Raw genomic sequence first — 19,318 nt, 5'->3', positions numbered from 1 at the left:
GGTAATTCTATTTAGTTTACGATTACATGTGTTATAAGTTGGGATAATTGTGGTTGGTTAACCTTTACTAATTACCTAAATATCAATTATATAATAAATCTTTAATTTTTTTTGCTAAGCCTGTATGGTGTTTTATCAGAAAGATAATATAGAGGATAATGATGCATAATTTTTCTGTAAAAGACTTAGATAAGTTAATAGAAGCCAATTTTAAAGAAAATAAGGATTCTAGTAAGTTGTGGATAGGGTATAAGCTGTTTTTTGAGCTTATGAATGATTCAAAATTTTATACTGAAGTTACAGAGTCAGCGATTAGTTCTACCAAAAGAAAATATAAAGGTCTAAAGTTAAAAGTAACTACAGATGAATATCAACTTCACTTTGGATAATATTATTGTATTGTTTTTATAAATACTCACAAAGTCTTTTTATTGAGAAATATTAAAATGGTAAGTTAAGTTGGGAATAGTTTATGTTGATGTGTTAGAGCTTCAAAAAATAGGATTCACAATATATGTTCCTCCTAGAAAATAAGTATTATTGAGCAAGTTGGGGATGTGAAACAAAGCTGAATAGAAGTCGAGAATATTTGGGTTTAATATGTTTTAGCTATCCCTAGAAATGATTATAGGTGGCAAGTCTATTTAATTTTTTAAAATATTATTTTTAAAAATTATCAGCATCGAGCATACAAAATTAATCATTTAATTTATATTAATATTGATTTTGTTTTATTAAGAAAATATTGTTAATGGTGTTTGTATTGTCAAATTCCAATGCGTTCCTGAATTGTTTTTAACTTTATTTTTGCTTTATGATAAATAAAATATTTAAAACACTATTCATGTAAATCAGTATGCTGCTCTAATCAGCATAAAAAATTATATTTATCGCATATTTTAGAGGTGAGTTATGCTGAATTTTGATAAGAAAATTCTAAGTTTGTGTTGTGCTGTTGCTTTAGGTTTGGTTGGTTGTGCAACAAATCAACAATCTAAAGTAGATTCGCATGCAGTCGCGACTAATGTTGCTTTGTTAGATCGTCCTTATCAAGTTGAACAGTTATCAGAAGCAGGCTCAATTAAAGTACTTAATTACCACATGCCCAATGTAAATGGTAAAACAGTAGAAACCTCTGCTTTGGTTTTATTTCCGCAAACACCAAAGCCAAAAAACGGTTATAAAGTTGTTGTTTGGTTACATGGTACTTTAGGTGTATCAAACGATTGTGCACCAACAGAAAATAAATTAAATGCGCGTTTTAAAAATCCACTAGCAATAAGCTTACTTCAAGCGGGTTATGTAATTGTTGCACCAGACTATGAAGGTTTGGGTGGAGAAGGGATCCATCCATACTTGAATATGGATAGTGAGGCAAAATCGAGTATATATGCAGTAAAAGCGGCACACCAAAAATATAAAAATTTGCTTAGTCCAGAATGGATGTCTGTAGGTCAGTCGCAAGGAGGACAAGCATCACTTGCAACAGCTGAGTATATTGCAAAGAATCCTGATCCAAACTACAAAGGCGCAGTAGCTGCAGCACCAGCTTCAAATTTAGATAAAATTATTTTTGAAATTGCACCTCAAGCATTGGCAGCTGCTGAGAAAAAGGAAAAATTGGCGGGCTTAAATGTTGATCAGCGTGAGCATGGGTCAATTCATGCTTTAGCGACATTATTATCTTATGCTTCATTTTATGGTATTGGAATTCAGGCACAACATTCTGATTTTGACTACTTAAATGTTTTTCCAGCGGATCGTGTTAAAAATATTGCTAAACTTTCAGCAGGTACAAATGGTCAAAATGGTTTATGTCTAGAAAGTAATAATGCGAATAAACCTGAAAAAGGAGTGCGTTATCATTTCATTCAAGATATAAAACATTTCTTAAAAGAAAATCCAACCAAGAGCATTACAGACTATCCGACTTTAAATAGCAAAGTATTTTATAGTAGCCCTGAGTTTGTTGAAGCTGTGAAAGGCAGTAATCCTGGTTCTGTTAAAATTGATGTGCCTTTGATGATTATTCAGGGAACGGAAGATATGGCAGTTCCGTACTATATGACTGAAAAAATTAAAAATGAGTATGTCGCTTTAGGTAGTGATGTGCAGTTTATTCCTGTAAAAGGTGCAAGCCATTCAGAAGCGATTGTGCAAGAAAATCAGCGTTTAGTTAACTTTATTCAAGCAAATATGCCTGCAAACTAGTACTGTAGGTATTTGGGATGTTATTTAAATATGCTGATTTAAATAACAAGGAAACATATTTTGCTCAAACGCTTGTATGAGGTTTGAGCAATTTTTATTTCATCGACTAAAATGATACTTAGATACTAAATTTAAGGATAAAAATAATAAGCTCAACAACGCTTTTAGTGTGATGAGCGTGATACATAGAATTAAGTATTTATATTTTTCGTGGCGATTATCATACCAGACAGCGGTTATATATCTTTCCAAATCCCTTTATAATACTCACCAATTTGATGAAAGCCATAAACTAAAAGTGGCTAAATCACATCTTTTTTAAGTCAAACTCATTTATTTGAATAGGCTTAAGTTACAAAATTTAAATTTTTATGTGTCTATGCGGGCATATAGAAATATTTAGGTGCATGCATGGAAATAAAGGTTAATTATCTCGACAATCTTCGACAAGAAGCAAAGTTCGATGATTTTACAGTAATCGCCGATCAACCAATCCGCTATAAAGGGGATGGTTCAGCACCAGGTCCATTCGATTATTTTCTTGCTTCATCTGCATTATGCGCAGCATATTTTGTAAAAGTGTATTGTGCTGCACGCGATATTCCTACAGATAATATTCGTTTATCTCAAAATAATATTGTTGACCCTGAAAACCGCTATAAACAAATTTTCAAAATTCAGGTCGAATTACCTGCTGATATTTCAGAAAAAGATCGTCAAGGGATTTTACGTTCAATTGATCGTTGTACGGTTAAAAAAGTCATTCAAACAGGTCCCGAATTTGTTATTGAAGAAGTAGAAAGCATCGATGCAGATGCTCAAGCTTTGCTTATGCCAAGTCTAACTTCTGAAAATAGTACCTATATTTTAGGTAAAGATAAGCCATTAGAAGAAACCATTGCCAATATGTCTGCAATTTTGGCAGGTTTGGGCATGAAAATTGAAATCGCATCTTGGCGTAATATTGTGCCAAATGTGTGGTCGCTTCATATTCGTGATGCTCAGTCGCCAATGTGCTTTACCAATGGTAAAGGCTCAACTAAAGAAAGTGCTTTGGCATCTGCCTTAGGCGAATTTATTGAACGCTTAAACTGTAACTTCTTTTATAACGATCAATTCTGGGGTGAGGAAATTGCCAATGCAGAATTTGTTCATTATCCAGATGAAAAATGGTTCCAACCAGGTCCAAATGGTGAATTACCAAAAGAAATTTTAGATGAATACACTTTAGAAATTTATAATCCTGAAGATGAATTATTAGGTACGCATTTATACGATACCAATTCAGGTAATACAGCACGTGGTATTTGCTCATTACCATTTGTACGTCAGTCAGATAATGAAACAGTTTATTTCCCATCAAACTTAATTGAAAACTTATACCTTTCAAATGGGATGAGCGCAGGGAATACACTTGAAGAAGCTCAAGTTCAATGTCTGTCTGAAATTTTTGAACGTGCTGTAAAACGTGAAATTTTAGAAGGCGAACTCACCCTTCCTGATGTTCCTGAAGACGTTTTAGCGAAATATCCTAGTATTGTTGAAGGCATTAAAGGCTTAGAAGAGCAAGGTTTTCCTGTATTGGTGAAAGATGCCTCTTTAGGTGGTCAGTTCCCTGTAATGTGTGTAACGCTCATGAATCCACGTACAGGTGGTGTATTTGCTTCATTTGGTGCACATCCTAAACTTGAAATTGCGTTAGAGCGTAGTTTGACGGAATTGCTACAAGGTCGTAGTTTTGAAGGTTTAAATGATCTTCCAAAACCAACCTTTAGCTCAAATGCGGTAACGGAACCAAATAACTATGTAGAACACTTTATCGATTCTAGTGGTGTGGTGTCGTGGCATTTCTTCAGTGCAAAATCGGATTACGAATTTGTAGAATGGGATTTTTCAAGTGAAGGTGAAAATGCCAATAAAGAAGAAGCGGCTACATTATTCTCAATTCTTGAAGAAATGGGCAAAGAAACCTACATGGCGGTGTATCAGCATTTAGGTGCAACGGCTTGTCGTATTTTAGTACCCGATTATTCTGAAATTTATTTAGTAGAAGATTTAGTTTGGGATAATACCAACAAAGCGCTTTTATTCCGTGAAGATATTTTAAATATTCACCGTTTAGAAGATGAACAGTTAGAAGCTTTGGTTGAGCGTTTAGAAGAAGTTGAAGCAGATGATTATACCGACATTGTAACGCTCATTGGTATTGAGTTTGATGATAATACGGTATGGGGTCAGTTGACCATTCTTGAACTTAAATTACTCATTTATATTGCATTGCAACAGTTTGAAGAAGCAAAAGAGTTGGTAGAAACGTTCCTTCAATACAATACAAATACAGTTGAACGTGGTTTGTTTTATCAGTGTATGAATGTTGTCTTAGAAGTGGAATTAGATGATGAATTAGACCTAAATGATTTTGAACCAAATTTCCGCCGTATGTTTGGTGATGAGCGTATGGATGCTGTGATTGGGTCAATGGAAGGAAGCATTCGTTTCTATGGTTTAACGGAAACTAATATGCAACTTGAAGGTTTAGAGCGTCATTTACGTTTAATTGATAGCTATAAGAAATTACATGCAGCACGTGCAAAATTTGTTGCTGTCTCTTAATTTTTAGATTGTAAGAGTCTAAATAAAAAAAGCTCCTAAATAGGGGCTTTTTTTATTCCTTAAATGACATTATTTTTTAAATGAATTTAATTAATTAAAATTATGATAAGATGAGATAAATTCACATCAAGTGTAATATGGATAGGATCACTGAATGCTAGAAATTCGTCATTTAAAAACGCTAGTAGCATTACGAGAGCATGGTTCATTGGTTGCTGCTGCAAGTGACTTGTGTTTAACACCGTCTGCAATCTCACATCAACTTAAAGAGTTAGATCAGTGGTATGGCGTAGAGGTTGTAAATAGACGTAGTCGTCCTGTGACGTTTTCAAATGTTGGGCAAAGGTTGTTGAAATTGGCAGATGATATTCTGCCGCAAATTCAGCTCACACAATCTGATATTACTCGAATCGTTCATGGACAAACGGGACGCATTATTTTTTCATCCGAATGTCATAGTTGTTTCGATTGGTTAATGCCACTATTAAATCAATATAGACAGCAATATCCAGATGTAGATCTAGATTTTGCCTCAGGTTTTGAAGCCAATCCGCATGAATTATTACAAAACTCTGAATTTGATTTACTTATTACCGCAGATCCCATTGAGTTAAAAGGAATTGAATATTTTCCTATTTTTGAATATGAATCTCGTTTAGTGCTTTCAAATACGCATCCTTTGGTACGGGCAGAAAATATCACAGTGAAAGAGTTGGCAGAAGAAACGCTCATTACTTATCCAGTAGATAAGCACCGTTTAGATATTATGGCAAAGCTATTTCTTCCTGCGAATATTATGCCGAAAGCTATTCGTACTACGGACTTAACGCAAATGTTAATTCAGCTTGTTGCAAGTGGGCGAGGTATTGCTGCATTACCCGATTGGGTGGTGAATGAGTATGAACAAAAAGGATGGGTGACTTCAAAGCGTTTAAACTGCGTATCTGAGATTGGTTTACGCCGTACTTTATATGCAGGATTTAGAACAGATGAAAAAGATAAGAGCTATTTTGAGGGTTTCTTAAAGCAACTTGAGAAGTTTTCACAAAAGCGCAATCACTATTACTCATCTTAAGGGTATTGAGGTTGCAGTAAACGCTAGAAAAAGAAAATCATAAGGCAGATGTTTTATGATTTTCCAATTAAAAGCGAGAGAATGCCTGCTGCAATTAAAGGGCCAACAGGTACGCCACGCAATAATGCGACACCTACAATAGTACCAATAAGTAAGCCTGCAACAACATTGGGTTGATGCGTCATTAAGCTAACGCCACGACCACCTAACCAAGCAACAAAAAGCCCAATTGCTACAGCAACTAAAGACTTCCAGCTCATAAAAGATTGTAAAATGGCTTCCCCTGAAATTTTGCCACTCGCAATGGGGGTTAAAACACCAATTGTTAAAATAATAATACCAATGTTTAAACCATGCGCTTGCAAATAAGGAAAGAATTCACTTAAAGGGGTAATTTTAAATACGATGAGAACCCCAGCTGCAATGGTCACAGCAGAGTTATGGCTGAAAATGCCACATGCTAATAATATAAGTAAAACAATTAAGTTTAGATCTAAATGAGATAGCATAAAAATAGTTTAGGCTTTAAGTTGAAATTGAATTGTAGCCGTTTTTAACTAAGGAAGTTGTATTGTTGTGGAAAGATAAGATTAAAAAATTATTTCGGTATAAAATGCTCAAAATTTTATGTTGATGTACGTTTGGGTGTTGATTATGTTTTTAGAGAAAATGCTGCAGTCACAGGGTTTTGGTGCACGAAAACATTGTCAGCAACTTATTAAAAATGGTGCTGTGTCAATAAACGGTGTTGTGGTTAATCATCCTAAAGAAAAATTAAAACTCGATAATTTAGAGTTTGAAGTTTACCAAGAGAAATATACTTACCGAGAGAAAGTGTATATTGCACTCAATAAGCCTAAAGGCTATGAATGTTCTCATCAGGCGACGCATCATTTTAGTGTATTCGATTTATTTGATGATATTTTGTTAAATCGTGGTATTCAGTGCGTTGGTCGTTTAGATCAAGATACGACAGGTTTATTGCTTTTAACTGATGATGGCCAATTTCTTCAAGCATTAACTCATCCTAAAAAGCATGTACCTAAAGTGTATAAAATGTTAACCGCAGATGAAATTACAAATGAGCAAATCCAACAATTAGAAGCAGGGGTAGAACTGCGTAATGAAACAGGTATTTTTGCGGCGACAGATGTTATGCGTTTAAGTTCAAATGAATTGCAAATGACAGTTCATCAAGGTGTTTACCATCAAGTGAAGCGCATGCTTGCTGCTGTGGGAAATAAAGTTGAAAGTTTACACAGACAGCAAATTGGGCAATTTGATTTGGGTGGTATTGCAGAAGGTGAATGGATTTATTTGACGGAAGCACAAATTCAACTTGCTAAGCAAAGAGATGAATAATCTGTGGATTACGTTGTTATTTGAAACTAGATATGAAAATCTAATAATAGAAAATATGGAGGGTTCAGAATAGTTCTGAATTACTCCATGTATGAAATTTCTCGATAGATAACGTGCAATAAAAATAATATGAGAAAAATTGTAAAATAAGCCAGTATTACACTTTGTCAGAATCGCCTAATAAAGCATTCAGCTCTTCAAATAGATCACTGTCATCATCATCTAACATAAGTTCATGATTATTTGCAGATGTACCATTGGTAACATCTTGTTCTGAAGTTTTTTGTTCTTGCTTTAATTTTCTTAACTTAATGAGTTGTTCAAGATTGATGTTCTGATTTTCAATAGAAAAGGGGATAGATTTAGTTAATACGACTTGTTTAAAAAACAAACGTACCGCTTGAGCTGGCGTAATCCCTAGCTGCTTAAATACAGCAAATGCTTGCTTCTTTTCTTGGGAATCTAGGCGAATTTGATAAACTTCAGTTTTTCTCATGATTTTTTTAAACATTAAACTACTTAAATTTTATGCGTTTATTGTAAAGGAACTTAGTGTAATTTCAATAAATATACAGGATTTATTTTTAAACACTGTAATGACAGTAAAATTACAATGTAAGCTCAAAGTGAGACTTAAAGTTCATTTGTGTGAATAATATAGGATCTATAAAGGATATTTCTTTAGCTAAAAGCTGTAGTGGTTGAGAAAAGTCGGCATCATCTTTATGTTTTAATGTGGGATAAAATGGGTCATTTTTAATTGCAATATCAAGTGAGTTTAAATGAACGCGTAGTTGATGCTGTTTACCTGTTTTGGGTTGTAATTGGTATTTTGCCCACTTGTTATTATGTTCTATAAGTTGAATATCAGTTTCGCTATTTGGAATGCCATCAACCGTCTTCATTGTATAAAATGGTTCGCCTTTTTCCATGCGCAATTGAATATTTAATGGAAAATTGAGTTCTTTGTTATAGGGTGCAATAGCATGATATGTTTTTTGGACATTACGCTCTGCAAACATTTGTTGATAGATCCCTCGACTTTCAGCTTTTTTGGAAAATAAAACTACACCTGCTGTTTCTCGATCTAAACGATGAATAGGCGTTAAAAGTTCGTTATTTGTTTGTTTTTTTAAACGAACTAAAAGTGTTTCCTGAACATATTTTCCTGTAGGGCTCATGGTTAAAAAATGTGGTTTATCGACAACAAGTAAATGTTCATTTTCAAATAAAATTTGATGCTCAAAAGGCACATGAATTTCGTGCGTCAAAAAACGGTAATAAAACACATGAGATTCTGCAATATATGTTGAATCTATTGTGAGTTGATTACCTGAAGCATCGTAAACTAAACCATCTGTAAAGCGTTGTTGCCATTCAATAGATGAAATATGTTGGAATTCTTGGCATAAATATTGAAAAATACTGATCGGGCTAGGTTTAATTTTAGGTAAAAAAGCCTTGCTTGCGCTCACGCCATTGATCATGGGTGGTGAGAATTCGAGAGTTTTCATCATTTTGGCATTAAACTATTTGGGTTTGGTTAAAATATAACGTATTAAAATTATACATTTCGCTTCGTTTACATAGGCTTTAAAGCGGTGCGATGCTATCATAATTATTCTTTTGTTTCATATCGTGAGTATTATGCAGTATTCATTTAATTTACAGCTTAATAGTGAAAATGATACCCAAAATTTAGCACAAATTTTGGCAGCCCATTTTAACAAAGGTGTGGTTTATTTGATTGGTGATTTGGGTGCGGGTAAAACCACGCTCACGAGATACTTACTACAAAGTATGGGGCATCAAGGTTCTGTGAAAAGTCCAACATATACATTGGTTGAGCCTTACAGTATTTCAGGTAAAGATGTTTTTCATTTCGATTTATATCGGTTAAATGATCCCTATGAATTAGAGTTGATGGGTATTCGTGATTATTTAGAAACTGAAAATGCGTTATTTTTATTTGAATGGCCATCAAAAGGTGGTGAAGAAATTCCTGAAGCAGAACTTGTCATTAATATTGAAAAGTCTGAGGATGAATTAACACGTATCGTGACTCTTACATCATCGTCTTCTGAATTACAACAAGCCTTAGAGAGTGCTTTTAAGCATGCGTGATGAATTAAGCGTACGTCGTATTCGAACATTAGACCCTGCATTAGCCAACCAAATTGCAGCAGGTGAAGTGATTGAACGCCCTGCATCGGTAGTGAAAGAATTACTTGAAAATGCTATTGATGCTGGAGCAACGGAACTCATTATTCGTATTGAGCAAGGCGGAAGTACGCTTATTGAAATCATGGATAATGGTAAGGGGATTCATCCCGATGATTTATCTTTGGCGGTTATGCGTCATGCGACAAGTAAAATTCAAACCTCGGAAGATTTACATGCAATTGTAAGTTTAGGCTTCCGTGGAGAGGCACTTGCTTCTATAGCTGCAGTTTCTCGCTTAACTTTAACCAGTAGTCAAAATGATGAGGGTATTGGTTATCAAGTTGAAGTGAATGGAACAGCCTTTGATCATCAAGAAATTCAGGCTGTTGCAACGCCAAAAGGCACACATATTCGTGTACAAGATTTATTTTTTAATGTACCTGCACGTCGCAAGTTTTTAAAAAAACCAGGTACCGAATTTAGCCATATTGAAGAAATCGTTCGACGCTTAGCTCTAACACACTTTGATATTCGATTTGTGCTTGAACATAACAGCTCGATCAAATTGAATTTACCTATCGCAGATAGTGGTGAATTACGTTATCAACGAGTTCAGCAGTTACTGGGGCGTCAATTTACTGAAAATGCATACTGGATTGATTCAGATAGTATTTCAATGCGTTTAACAGGTTGGTTGGGGCATCCGTCGGATGCTCGCTCACAAGCAGATTTACAATATGTATATGTGAATGGGCGTATTGTGAAAGATAAAACAATCTCTCATGCGCTTCGTATGGCTTATGATGGAATTTTGCATGGGCATCAACATGCTGCATATTTGTTGTTTTTAGAAGTAGAACCTGAAAATATTGATGTTAATGTGCATCCGACAAAACATGAAATTCGCTTTTTAAATCAGCGTGAAGTACATGAGTTTGTACGTCATTATGCAAAAAATACATTAGCTCAATTTCAAACGGCTACGGCAGATTTATCATCTGCTATGAAATTAGATGCTGCTGAACAAGCACAACCTTACCAAGTTCAGCCTCGTTATCAAGAACAATTCGATTTACATAAGTCTGTTGTTGAGCCACAACAACATTCAGTTGTACAAGCATCTACTGATTTATTGACAGAGTTTAATGCAAGTCGACCAACAGTAAATTATGCAACACACATGCGTGAACCATATTCAGGTTCTCAGCAACTGAATAATGTACTTAAAACCTATTTAGCACCATTACGTGAAAATATAGATCAAATATCCTCAGATCAAGCATTGAGTAATTTTGACGTATCACCAAAGGTCGATGAACATCCTTTGGGTATTGCTATAGCTCAATTACACGGGATTTATATTCTTGCTCAAAATACTGAAGGCTTAATTATTGTTGATATGCATGCAGCTCATGAGCGTATTGTATTGCAACAAATGAAATCTGCTTGGGATAAGCCAGAGTTTTGGACATCGCAACAATTGCTTATTCCTAAAATTATTAGTATTAGCCGCATGCAAGCCATGCGTATTGATGATTTAAAAGAACAGCTTGCACGTTTAGGGCTAGAAATAGATCAATATGGTGATAATCAAGTCATTGTTCGAGGGGTTCCTGCAATTTTACATAAGGCGGACTTTGAATCACTTGTTCCTGAATTATTAAATGATTTAGATCCAAATGATGAAGCACAGACTTTGTTACAAAAGCGAGATCAAATTTTGGCAGGAATGGCATGTCATAGTGCGGTACGAGCACATAGATTGTTAAGTCTTTCTGAAATGAATGCATTGCTTCGTCAAATGGAGCAAACAGAATTTGCAAGTCAATGTAATCATGGGCGTCCAACTTGGCGTGCTTTTCCATTGGCTCAACTAGATAAACTTTTTGCTCGAGGAGAGTAGCTGTACATGTCAAATCAATTGCCGGTCATCAATTTAATGGGACCAACTGCAAGTGGTAAAACCGCTTTGGCATGTGAGCTATATGAGAAGGGTGGTTTTGAGCTTATTTCTGTTGATTCTGCGCTTGTTTATCAAGATATGGATATTGGTACAGCAAAGCCTACAAAAGCCGAACAGGAGCAATATCCGCACCATCTGATCGATATTATTTCTCCTCTAGAAGTTTATTCTGCCGCGCAATTTGTAGATGATGCTTCATTGTTAATTGACCAAATACACGCGAAAGGAAAAACACCTATATTGGTAGGTGGAACAATGCTTTACTTCAAAGCTTTACTTGAGGGGTTGTCGAGTAATTTGCCTGATGCAAATCAAGATATTCGAGATGAAATTGAAGAAAAGGCAGCACTTGAAGGTTGGGATGTTGTATATGCAGAATTGTGCGCTATAGATCCTTTAGCAGGTGAAAAATTCAATGTAAGTGATAAACAGCGAATTATTCGAGCATTGGAGGTTTATAAGTTAACAGGGCAACCTATTACGCAATTACAAGCAGAACAACCTAAAAATTTACCATATCGTTACAATTTTCATAACTACGCGTTGATGCTTGATCGTGTAGAATTGCATAAGCGAATAGAGCAAAGATTGAAAATAATGTGGGATATCGGTTTTTTGAGTGAGGTTAAGGCCTTAATTGAAAAATACGATTTAAATGAAAATTTACCCTCAATGAGATCTGTAGGATATCGCCAAGTATTAGAATTTCTAAAAAATGGTGATGAATCTCACACTAAGGTGACCGAGATGGAGGATAAATCCTTATTTGCGACACGACAACTTGCAAAACGTCAATACACTTGGTTACGTTCTTTGCAAAAAACGCATAAAATTCAAACATTCTGTACAGTAAAGCAAGCACAAGAAGACTTGCGAAACTTTTATGATTAAAGCAGAATTTACACCACTGTCTTTTTTATAATTTTTAATTGAAAAATAAAGACAGTTTTTTGCGCTGATATTTTTAAAATTTTTGGAGTTATAACATGTCTAAAGGTCAAACGTTACAAGATCCGTTCTTAAATTCTCTCCGTAAAGAACGTATTCCAGTTTCTATTTTTCTTGTAAATGGTATTAAATTACAAGGTCATATTGAGTCATTTGACCAATACGTTGTTTTATTGAAAAACACAGTAAGCCAAATGGTTTACAAACATGCAATTTCTACAGTTGTTCCTGCGCGTAATCCACGTCCTGCTGGTGCTCCTGCTGGTGCTCAAGGTGGCGCTGCTGGCTTCGGTGGTCAACAAGGTGGTGCTGGCTTCGGTGGTCAAGGTGGCTTCGGTGGTCAAGGTGGCTTCGGTGGTCAAGGTGGCTTTGGCGGTCAAGGTGGCTTCGGCGGTCAACAAGGCGGCTTCGGCGGTCAACAAGGCGGCTTCGGCGGTCAAGGTGGCTTTGGTGGTCAAGGTGGCTTCGGTGGTCAAGGTGGCTTCGGTGGTCAAGGTGGCTTTGAAGCTGGCGAAACTAAATTTGATGATGTTCAAGAAGATGACAACAATCGTTAATTCTTGAATTGTAAAAAAGCCTCTCGATTGAGAGGCTTTTTTATGTCTAGAGCAAACTTAAATCAAAACATAGCTACGATAATGAAGCTATGTTTATGAGGATTTGGTTTATTTTCCGTTATTCTTACGGTCTAGACTTGGATCTTTAATATCAACAAAGGCATTGTTACGTACCTCTCTTAACCAGCTATCTAGCTCTGTATCGTACTGGCGTTCTCCAAGAATTTGGCGTGCCATGCGTTCTTGATATTGTTGAGTCATGTCTTGTTGACGTGTATCAGTGACCTCTAGGATATGCCAACCAAATTGAGTTTGGAATGGTTCGCTAATTTGACCCTTTGGAGTGTTTTTCATTTTCGCTTCAAATTCTGGAACCATTACGCCAGGTGTTACCCAGCCAAGGCTACCACCATCACGTGCAGAACCTGTATCATTTGAGAAGGTTGAAGCGAGTACAGCAAAATCTTCCCCTGCTTTTAAGCGCTTATAAATGCTATCAATACTTTGTTTAGCATTTTCAGGGCTAACCACTTCTGATGGTTGAATAAGGATGTGTCGTGTTTGGTATTGAGGAACGATTGCTTTTTGTTCGCTAGATTTTCGATCAACCAGTTTTAAGATATGAACACCATCTTGAACTGTGATTAGGTCTGTTGTTTGTCCAACATTAAGAGGACTAACACGGGCTGCTAGTTCGGCAGGGATGTTCGATAAGCTTCTAAAGCCCATATCTGCGCCATCAACTTTTGTATCATTTTTTGAAAACTGTTTAGCAATAGCATTTACATCATTGTTATTGCTTAGTTCTTGGCGAACTTGTTGGGCAACACTCTGAAGATCACCAGAACCTGAAATACGCATGTGAAGTACATGGACTTGGTTTCCAAGAGCAGCTTGCCCTTGAGGTGTTTTTAAAAAGTTTGCCACATCTTTGTCGCTAATTTTAATGCGTGACATAACAACTTGTTGGCGTAAAGTGCTGATTGCCAACTCTTCTGCAATACGACTACGAATTGCAGCATATGTACCTGGATGTTGAGCATCTAACTTTTGTTGGAATGCTGCTAAGCTTTTAATACCAGACTGACCTGCAACACTAAGAACAGCATCATTTAAAGCTTTTTCATCTGGTTTGACGTTATAGCGTGCAACTTGTTCAAGTTGAGCTTGACGAATAATCAGTTGTTCTAAAGCTTGTTGTTCTAGAACTTGTTGAGGAGGTAGTTCTTGTTTTTGTGCTTGAAAGCGACGTTGAATTTCAGCGACACTTTGAGCTAAATCACTTCTTAAAATAATATTGTTGTCGACGACAGCAACAACCTCATTTGAGTTTTGAGCAAATACAGGTGCTGCAAATGAAATACTGATCGCAAGTGCACTTGCTTTAAATAATGATTTTATCTTTGTCGTCTTCATTAACGTTGTGTCCAAGATTGATTTACTTTATTAAATCCTAAAATACGGCTTTCTAGTAAAGATGCAAGTTTATTATTGAAACTACCTAGACCTTTGAAGGTTAGCTCGGCCATTACAGCGCGATTTGGTTTCACATCAGGTAAATTTACATTGTCTAGATCGTTGTAGTATGAGCGACCGTAAACAGAGATACCCCAACAGCAAGATTCGTAGTTAATCCCTAATAGTAGATCGCGCGTAACACGATTATCAATATCGTATTGCGCATGACCTAAAATACGCCAATTATTGTGAATAGGTTGAGCGAAGGATGCGACTACTTGATCGTATGCATATTGTTGGTCACCCAACTTTTTGCGATTGATATAACCTAAACTATAAAGTTGACCATTGTCATTGCTGTAGTAAGAGTAGATGCTTTGTTGAGCACTATCACCATTGGCTAGCCAAGTTCCATTTGCACTTACATTAAAGTTTTGTGTGATTTGGCTAGAAAGGCTAACAACGGGCCCTGTACGTTTTTGAGTATCAAGTTGATCGTATGAATTGTTTAAAACTACCCGACGATCTTCAAAAAAGAAGCTTTGCCCGACACTTGCACGTAAGCGCTCTAAGCCAATTTCATCGAATATGCTATAACTTACACCTAAAGATGCGAAGTTGTTGTCTTCTAGACGGTCGTGACCATAGAAGCGGTTAGGACTAAAGAGTTGATCATAACCAAGCGAGGCAGAAATGGAGTCGAAATTTGGGTTTCCATTTTGATTTTTGTATGGTGCGTAAGCATAGAATGCACGAGGGGTAATAGTTTGTAGGTATTTACCTTCTTTTTGGAAAATAAGCCCCGTATCTAATGTAAATTGAGGAACAGTTACAGAAATACTTTGGCTATCGCTTGTTGTGTTGTATAGATTCTTCGTATCTTTATCGAAAAATGTACTTATGTTACGAATAGATGCTGCTGGGCGAATATAAGACCATTGGTTGCTGTAGTTGTAACGAACAGTAAAATCATTATAAATACGTGTACCACTTGGTTCAACAGTGTTGTCAGACTCTGAATAGTCTGAAATATTTTTCTTGAAATAAGCTGTATCGTTATTGAACTCGACTTGGAAGCCTTGAGGGTTTCCTGTTTTGTAGTTGAGTAAAAATTGTGGCAAACGAGCATAAGGACGATCGACATCGGGAACACTACGATCAAGTGTTTGGAAATCTTCTACTTTAAGTTTTGCTTTTAAGCCTGGAATACCATTGTTATAGTTTAATTCCCAAGCACGGCGTAAATTTAAATTTGTACGTGAATCTGGACTGCTATTTAAATCAGAGAAATAGTCTTTATCTGAAGCGTAGTTATATTCAGCTTTGGTTGAAAACTGGTTGTTAATTTGCCAGAAATGTTCAAAGTGAAATTCTTTACGATCTTTGTCATCATATTTTTTATCTGAACCGAGGAATCCACCACTTAATAAACCAGAGCCGAAATTCTCTGTTAAGTAACGAAATTGTCCTTGGAGCATACTACCACGATCACTTAGGTAACGAGGTGTAATCGTGGCATCGTAATTAGGCGCAAGGTTTAAGTAAATAGGAACAGCAAGCTCTAAACCGCTATTATTTGCAAAGCCAAAACTAGGGGTTAAAATACCTGTCGTGCGGCGGTCATCAATTGGGAAATTGAAATAAGGCACAGCCATTACGGGTACATTTTTTACGTACAGCTTTGTACCTCTTGTTTCACCACGACCAGTTGCCTGATTGAGTGTAATTTCTTTGGCTTTAATATTCCAAGTTGGTGATTCACTTGGTGGGCAGGTTGTGTAACTTGCGTTGTTAAGTACGGTAATATTGTTAGATGTTCTTTCAATTTTTTCTGCACTACCATGCGCATGCTGTGTTTCTGAGATATATAAGCTATTACTTAAATCACCTTGTTGGCTTTTTAAGTTGTAGTTAATTTCATCACTTTTAGATAGCAAACCACCTTGCGCCATTTGAACATTACCTTTTGCATGTGCAAAAGTTTGTGTTTTATCAATAGTCACTTCATTGGCATTAATTAAACGACCTTGTTGTTCAATAACAACGTTGCCTTCTAATATAGAATCGCCATTAGGGTTGTAGTGTCCGTAGTCAGCAGTAATCGTTGAATTATCGGTGCTTGTATCACCTGTTTTTGTTTCAGGCGTGATGGGTGTAATCCAAGTACCTTTACAAAAAGCAGAACTTGGTTTGCCACCTAACCTTTGCTGAGCTTCAGGTGAAGACTTATCTACATAATATTGTTCAAAAAATTGTTGACCTGGATAAACGTCTTTTATTGCAGTTTTTAATTGTTCATTTGTCGAAGATGATGTGCTATCTACTGATGAAGCATAACTCGTGACAGTACTGCCACATAAAAGGGTTAAGATCGCAGTCGCTAAAGGATTAAATTTAAACTGATGCTTCATTTGTCTCATTAACCAAGAGTGCTTAATCGCAATTAATTATTGTTGCATCATAGAGAAAAAGTTTATAAGTAGCTACACTTAAGACTTCAAAAAAACTCTGCCTGTCTTAGAATTTATTGCAAATGAATATACAACGCGAACAATTGATACAATCATGGATTACATCTGTACTCGGTTCAGATCAATTTGAAATTAATTATTTAGCAGGCGATGCAAGCTTCCGTCGTTATGCACGAATCCATTTTAATAATAAATCATTTATGCTCATGGATGCACCACCTGATAAAGAAGATTGTGCACCTTTTGTGACAATAGATGAGTTTTTCCATGAAAATGGAGTACGAGTACCGCAAATTATTTTCAAGGATCTTACTCAAGGCTTCTTATTGCTAGAGGATTTTGGTGATGTATTGCTTTCTACATTGTTAAATGATGCCACTGTAGATACCTATTATGAACAGAGTTTTAAACAGTTAATCCAATTACAGCAAATAGATGGATCAACCAGTTTTCCTGAATACTCTTACGATAAACTGATTTCTGAAATGGAGTTGTTAACAGATTGGATGCTTCCATCTTTACAAATTAAGCCAACTTCAGATGAGCTTGCGCTAATTAAGCGAACGTTTGCAATTTTAGCTAATGCTGCTGTGGCTCAACCACAAGTGATTGTTCATCGTGATTATCACAGTCGTAATTTAATGAAAGTTGAGGGCGAAACAGACCTTGGTGTTATCGACTTTCAAGATGCTGTGATTGGTGCAGATACTTATGATTTGATCTCAATTACACGTGATGCATACGTGCAATGGAATGCAGATCGTGTTTACTCATGGTTTAAAGTTTTTTATGACATGTTGCCAGAAGCATCTAAAGAAAATCGTGATTTTGAACAATTCAAAAAAGATGCAGACATGATGGCAATTCAGCGTCATCTTAAAATTTTAGGCATTTTTGTTCGATTATTTGAGCGTGATGGAAAATCTGGATATTTGAAAGACTTACCGCGTGTTATGTGGTATTTAATTGAAGAAAGTAAAGCATACAATGAGTTAAAACCATTTATGCAGTATATCGAAGAAAAAGTAATGCCTAAATTTGAAGAAAAATATGGCAAATATGAGGTTGTTGCATAAATGAAAGCGATGATTTTGGCCGCGGGATTGGGAAATCGTATGCGTCCATTAACGTTATATAAGCCAAAACCTTTATTAGAAGTTGGTGGGAAACCGCTAATTGTTTGGCATATAGAAAAGCTAAAAAGCATAGGGGTGACGGAAATTATCATCAATAGTGCTTGGTTAGCTGATGTGCTGATTGGTGCATTGGGTGATGGCTCTCAGTTTGGTGTGAATATTCGTTGGACTCGAGAAGACGAAGGTTTGGAAACCGCAGGCGGCATTATCAACGCTTTACCATTATTAGGTGATCAGCCTTTTATTTTGGTGAATGGTGATGTGTGGACAACATTCGATTTTGCTGATTTGCTGCAAGTGAATTTACAAGATGATTTGGCACATTTGATTTTAGTTGAAAATCCGACGCAGCATCCAAAAGGTGATTTCACGTTAAAAGATAATCGTGTTTATACTTTAGATCAGGACGTTGAAGGTGAAAATCTAACTTTTAGTGGTGTTTCTGTTATTGATCCTAAAATGTTTGATGGTTTAGAGCAGGGTAAGCGTCCGCTTGCGCCACTTTTGAAAGAAGCCATGTTAAATGGACAAATTTCAGCTCAAAAAATGCAAGCAGCATGGGTAGATGTTGGAACGCCTGAGCGTTTAACTGCATTGGACTTACAAATCAGAGAGGGTGTTTTTGCTTAACTGAATATTCACTAAGCACATAATACTGTGTCTATTGGTATAAATCGGTATACTTCCACTTAATTTAATCGAGTTGTTATTTGCTATGCATACGTTTTATCAAGAATTGAAGCAAGGTAGTCAGGCTTTAGGTTTGGAGCTAAGCGAAGAAGCTTTAAATTTATTACTAAAATACCAAGATGCTTTGGTGTTGTGGAACAAAGCATATAACTTAACGGCAATTCGTGATCCGAAAGAAATGTTGGTTAAACATCTTTTAGATAGTTTAAGTATTTTAAAAGATTTACCACAGGGTCGCTTGCTCGATATTGGTACAGGTGGTGGTATGCCGGGTATGATTATTGCGTTATGTCAGCCTGAGCGCCAATGCGTACTTTTAGATTCGAATGGTAAAAAGATTCGTTTCTTAAAACAATTTATTGCAGATTTAAAACTACAAAATGTAATTGCAGTACAAACTCGTGTAGAAAATGAAGACAGTATTAACGAGTTAGGTAAGTTCGATATCATTACAAGTCGTGCATTTGCATCGCTTACAGACTTTGTAACGGCTTCAAAACCATTTATGCATGAGCAAAGTATCATTGCTTCAATGAAAGGTTTAATTCCAGAAGAAGAAATTATTGCTTTAAAAGATCAATTTAGTTGTGACATTATTGAGCTAAAAGTGCCACGTTTAGATGAGCAACGTCATTTACTAATTTTAAAGCAAATTTAAAAATTCAAAGGAT

17 protein-coding genes are annotated in these 19,318 nt (G+C 36.0%); 12 read left to right on the top strand and 5 right to left on the bottom strand.

Annotated elements, in window-relative coordinates; translation table 11 throughout:
* Positions 1-161: 161 nt before the first annotated feature.
* From AC5YC8_RS08720 to AC5YC8_RS08705, 4 genes are all read left to right on the top strand, one after another.
* Positions 162-389 (top strand): hypothetical protein, encoded by a 228-nt coding sequence (locus tag AC5YC8_RS08720; RefSeq protein WP_496119268.1) that lies wholly within the window; start codon positions 162-164, stop codon positions 387-389.
* Between the two features lie 523 nt (positions 390-912).
* The gene (locus AC5YC8_RS08715; protein WP_496164238.1) at positions 913-2,211 is read left to right on the top strand and encodes an alpha/beta hydrolase family protein; all 1,299 of its coding nucleotides are present in this window, start codon (positions 913-915) and stop codon (positions 2,209-2,211) included.
* A 411-nt stretch (positions 2,212-2,622) separates the two neighbouring features.
* Positions 2,623-4,824 (top strand): OsmC domain/YcaO domain-containing protein, encoded by a 2,202-nt coding sequence (locus tag AC5YC8_RS08710; RefSeq protein ID WP_496164237.1) that lies wholly within the window; start codon positions 2,623-2,625, stop codon positions 4,822-4,824.
* Between the two features lie 154 nt (positions 4,825-4,978).
* The gene (locus AC5YC8_RS08705) at positions 4,979-5,899 is read left to right on the top strand and encodes a LysR family transcriptional regulator (protein ID WP_496164236.1); all 921 of its coding nucleotides are present in this window, start codon (positions 4,979-4,981) and stop codon (positions 5,897-5,899) included.
* Between the two features lie 53 nt (positions 5,900-5,952).
* Here the strand turns inward: AC5YC8_RS08705 and AC5YC8_RS08700 are convergent, their stop codons facing one another.
* Positions 5,953-6,408 (bottom strand): DUF441 domain-containing protein, encoded by a 456-nt coding sequence (locus AC5YC8_RS08700; RefSeq protein ID WP_496164235.1) that lies wholly within the window; start codon positions 6,406-6,408, stop codon positions 5,953-5,955.
* Between the two features lie 145 nt (positions 6,409-6,553).
* Here AC5YC8_RS08700 and AC5YC8_RS08695 point away from each other — a divergent pair, with 145 nt between their 5' ends.
* Positions 6,554-7,261, top strand: coding sequence for a pseudouridine synthase (locus AC5YC8_RS08695; protein WP_496164234.1), 708 nt, complete (start codon positions 6,554-6,556; stop codon positions 7,259-7,261).
* Positions 7,262-7,418: 157 nt separating this feature from the next.
* Here the strand turns inward: AC5YC8_RS08695 and AC5YC8_RS08690 are convergent, their stop codons facing one another.
* Together AC5YC8_RS08690 and AC5YC8_RS08685 are read right to left on the bottom strand one after the other, a co-directional pair.
* Positions 7,419-7,757 (bottom strand): type II toxin-antitoxin system RelB/DinJ family antitoxin, encoded by a 339-nt coding sequence (locus AC5YC8_RS08690; protein ID WP_496164233.1) that lies wholly within the window; start codon positions 7,755-7,757, stop codon positions 7,419-7,421.
* Positions 7,758-7,869: 112 nt separating this feature from the next.
* On the bottom strand, positions 7,870-8,778 hold the full coding sequence (locus tag AC5YC8_RS08685) for a pseudouridine synthase (RefSeq protein WP_496164232.1): 909 nt from the start codon (positions 8,776-8,778) through the stop codon (positions 7,870-7,872).
* Between the two features lie 130 nt (positions 8,779-8,908).
* Here AC5YC8_RS08685 and tsaE point away from each other — a divergent pair, with 130 nt between their 5' ends.
* The 4 genes from tsaE to hfq all read left to right on the top strand — a co-directional run bounded on the left by tsaE (position 8,909) and on the right by hfq (position 12,892).
* Positions 8,909-9,385, top strand: coding sequence for a tRNA (adenosine(37)-N6)-threonylcarbamoyltransferase complex ATPase subunit type 1 TsaE (gene tsaE, locus AC5YC8_RS08680; protein WP_496119283.1), 477 nt, complete (start codon positions 8,909-8,911; stop codon positions 9,383-9,385).
* Complete coding sequence (gene mutL, locus AC5YC8_RS08675; protein WP_496164231.1) at positions 9,378-11,327, top strand: DNA mismatch repair endonuclease MutL; 1,950 nt, start codon at positions 9,378-9,380, stop codon at positions 11,325-11,327. Before tsaE ends, mutL begins: the two co-directional genes overlap by 8 nt.
* Positions 11,328-11,333: 6 nt before the next feature.
* Complete coding sequence (gene miaA, locus AC5YC8_RS08670) at positions 11,334-12,278, top strand: tRNA (adenosine(37)-N6)-dimethylallyltransferase MiaA (protein ID WP_496164230.1); 945 nt, start codon at positions 11,334-11,336, stop codon at positions 12,276-12,278.
* Between the two features lie 95 nt (positions 12,279-12,373).
* Positions 12,374-12,892: an RNA chaperone Hfq gene (gene hfq, locus AC5YC8_RS08665; protein ID WP_496119289.1), complete on the top strand. Its 519-nt coding sequence runs from the start codon at positions 12,374-12,376 to the stop codon at positions 12,890-12,892.
* A gap of 108 nt (positions 12,893-13,000) precedes the next feature.
* Here the strand turns inward: hfq and AC5YC8_RS08660 are convergent, their stop codons facing one another.
* Positions 13,001-14,308: a peptidylprolyl isomerase gene (locus AC5YC8_RS08660; RefSeq protein WP_496119291.1), complete on the bottom strand. Its 1,308-nt coding sequence runs from the start codon at positions 14,306-14,308 to the stop codon at positions 13,001-13,003.
* Entirely contained in the window at positions 14,308-16,761 is a 2,454-nt protein-coding gene (locus AC5YC8_RS08655) for an LPS-assembly protein LptD (RefSeq protein ID WP_496164229.1), read from the bottom strand. Before AC5YC8_RS08655 ends, AC5YC8_RS08660 begins: the two co-directional genes overlap by 1 nt.
* A 122-nt stretch (positions 16,762-16,883) precedes the next feature.
* Between AC5YC8_RS08655 and AC5YC8_RS08650 the strand changes: the two genes are divergently transcribed.
* The 3 genes from AC5YC8_RS08650 (at position 16,884) to rsmG (ending at position 19,305) form a co-directional block, all read left to right on the top strand.
* Positions 16,884-17,897, top strand: coding sequence for an aminoglycoside phosphotransferase family protein (locus AC5YC8_RS08650; RefSeq protein WP_496164228.1), 1,014 nt, complete (start codon positions 16,884-16,886; stop codon positions 17,895-17,897).
* Positions 17,898-18,587 carry an N-acetylmuramate alpha-1-phosphate uridylyltransferase MurU gene (gene murU / locus AC5YC8_RS08645; protein ID WP_496164227.1) on the top strand — a complete coding sequence of 230 codons (690 nt, stop codon included), beginning with the start codon at positions 17,898-17,900 and terminating at the stop codon, positions 18,585-18,587.
* Positions 18,588-18,672: 85 nt separating this feature from the next.
* The gene (rsmG, locus tag AC5YC8_RS08640) at positions 18,673-19,305 is read left to right on the top strand and encodes a 16S rRNA (guanine(527)-N(7))-methyltransferase RsmG (protein ID WP_496164226.1); all 633 of its coding nucleotides are present in this window, start codon (positions 18,673-18,675) and stop codon (positions 19,303-19,305) included.
* The last annotated feature ends 13 nt before the right edge of the window (positions 19,306-19,318 follow it).

The sequence above is a fragment of the Acinetobacter sp. FY731 genome (assembly GCF_059515905.1).
Note: the sequence above shows the minus strand (reverse complement) of the source record. Positions and strands in the feature narration are given on the sequence as shown.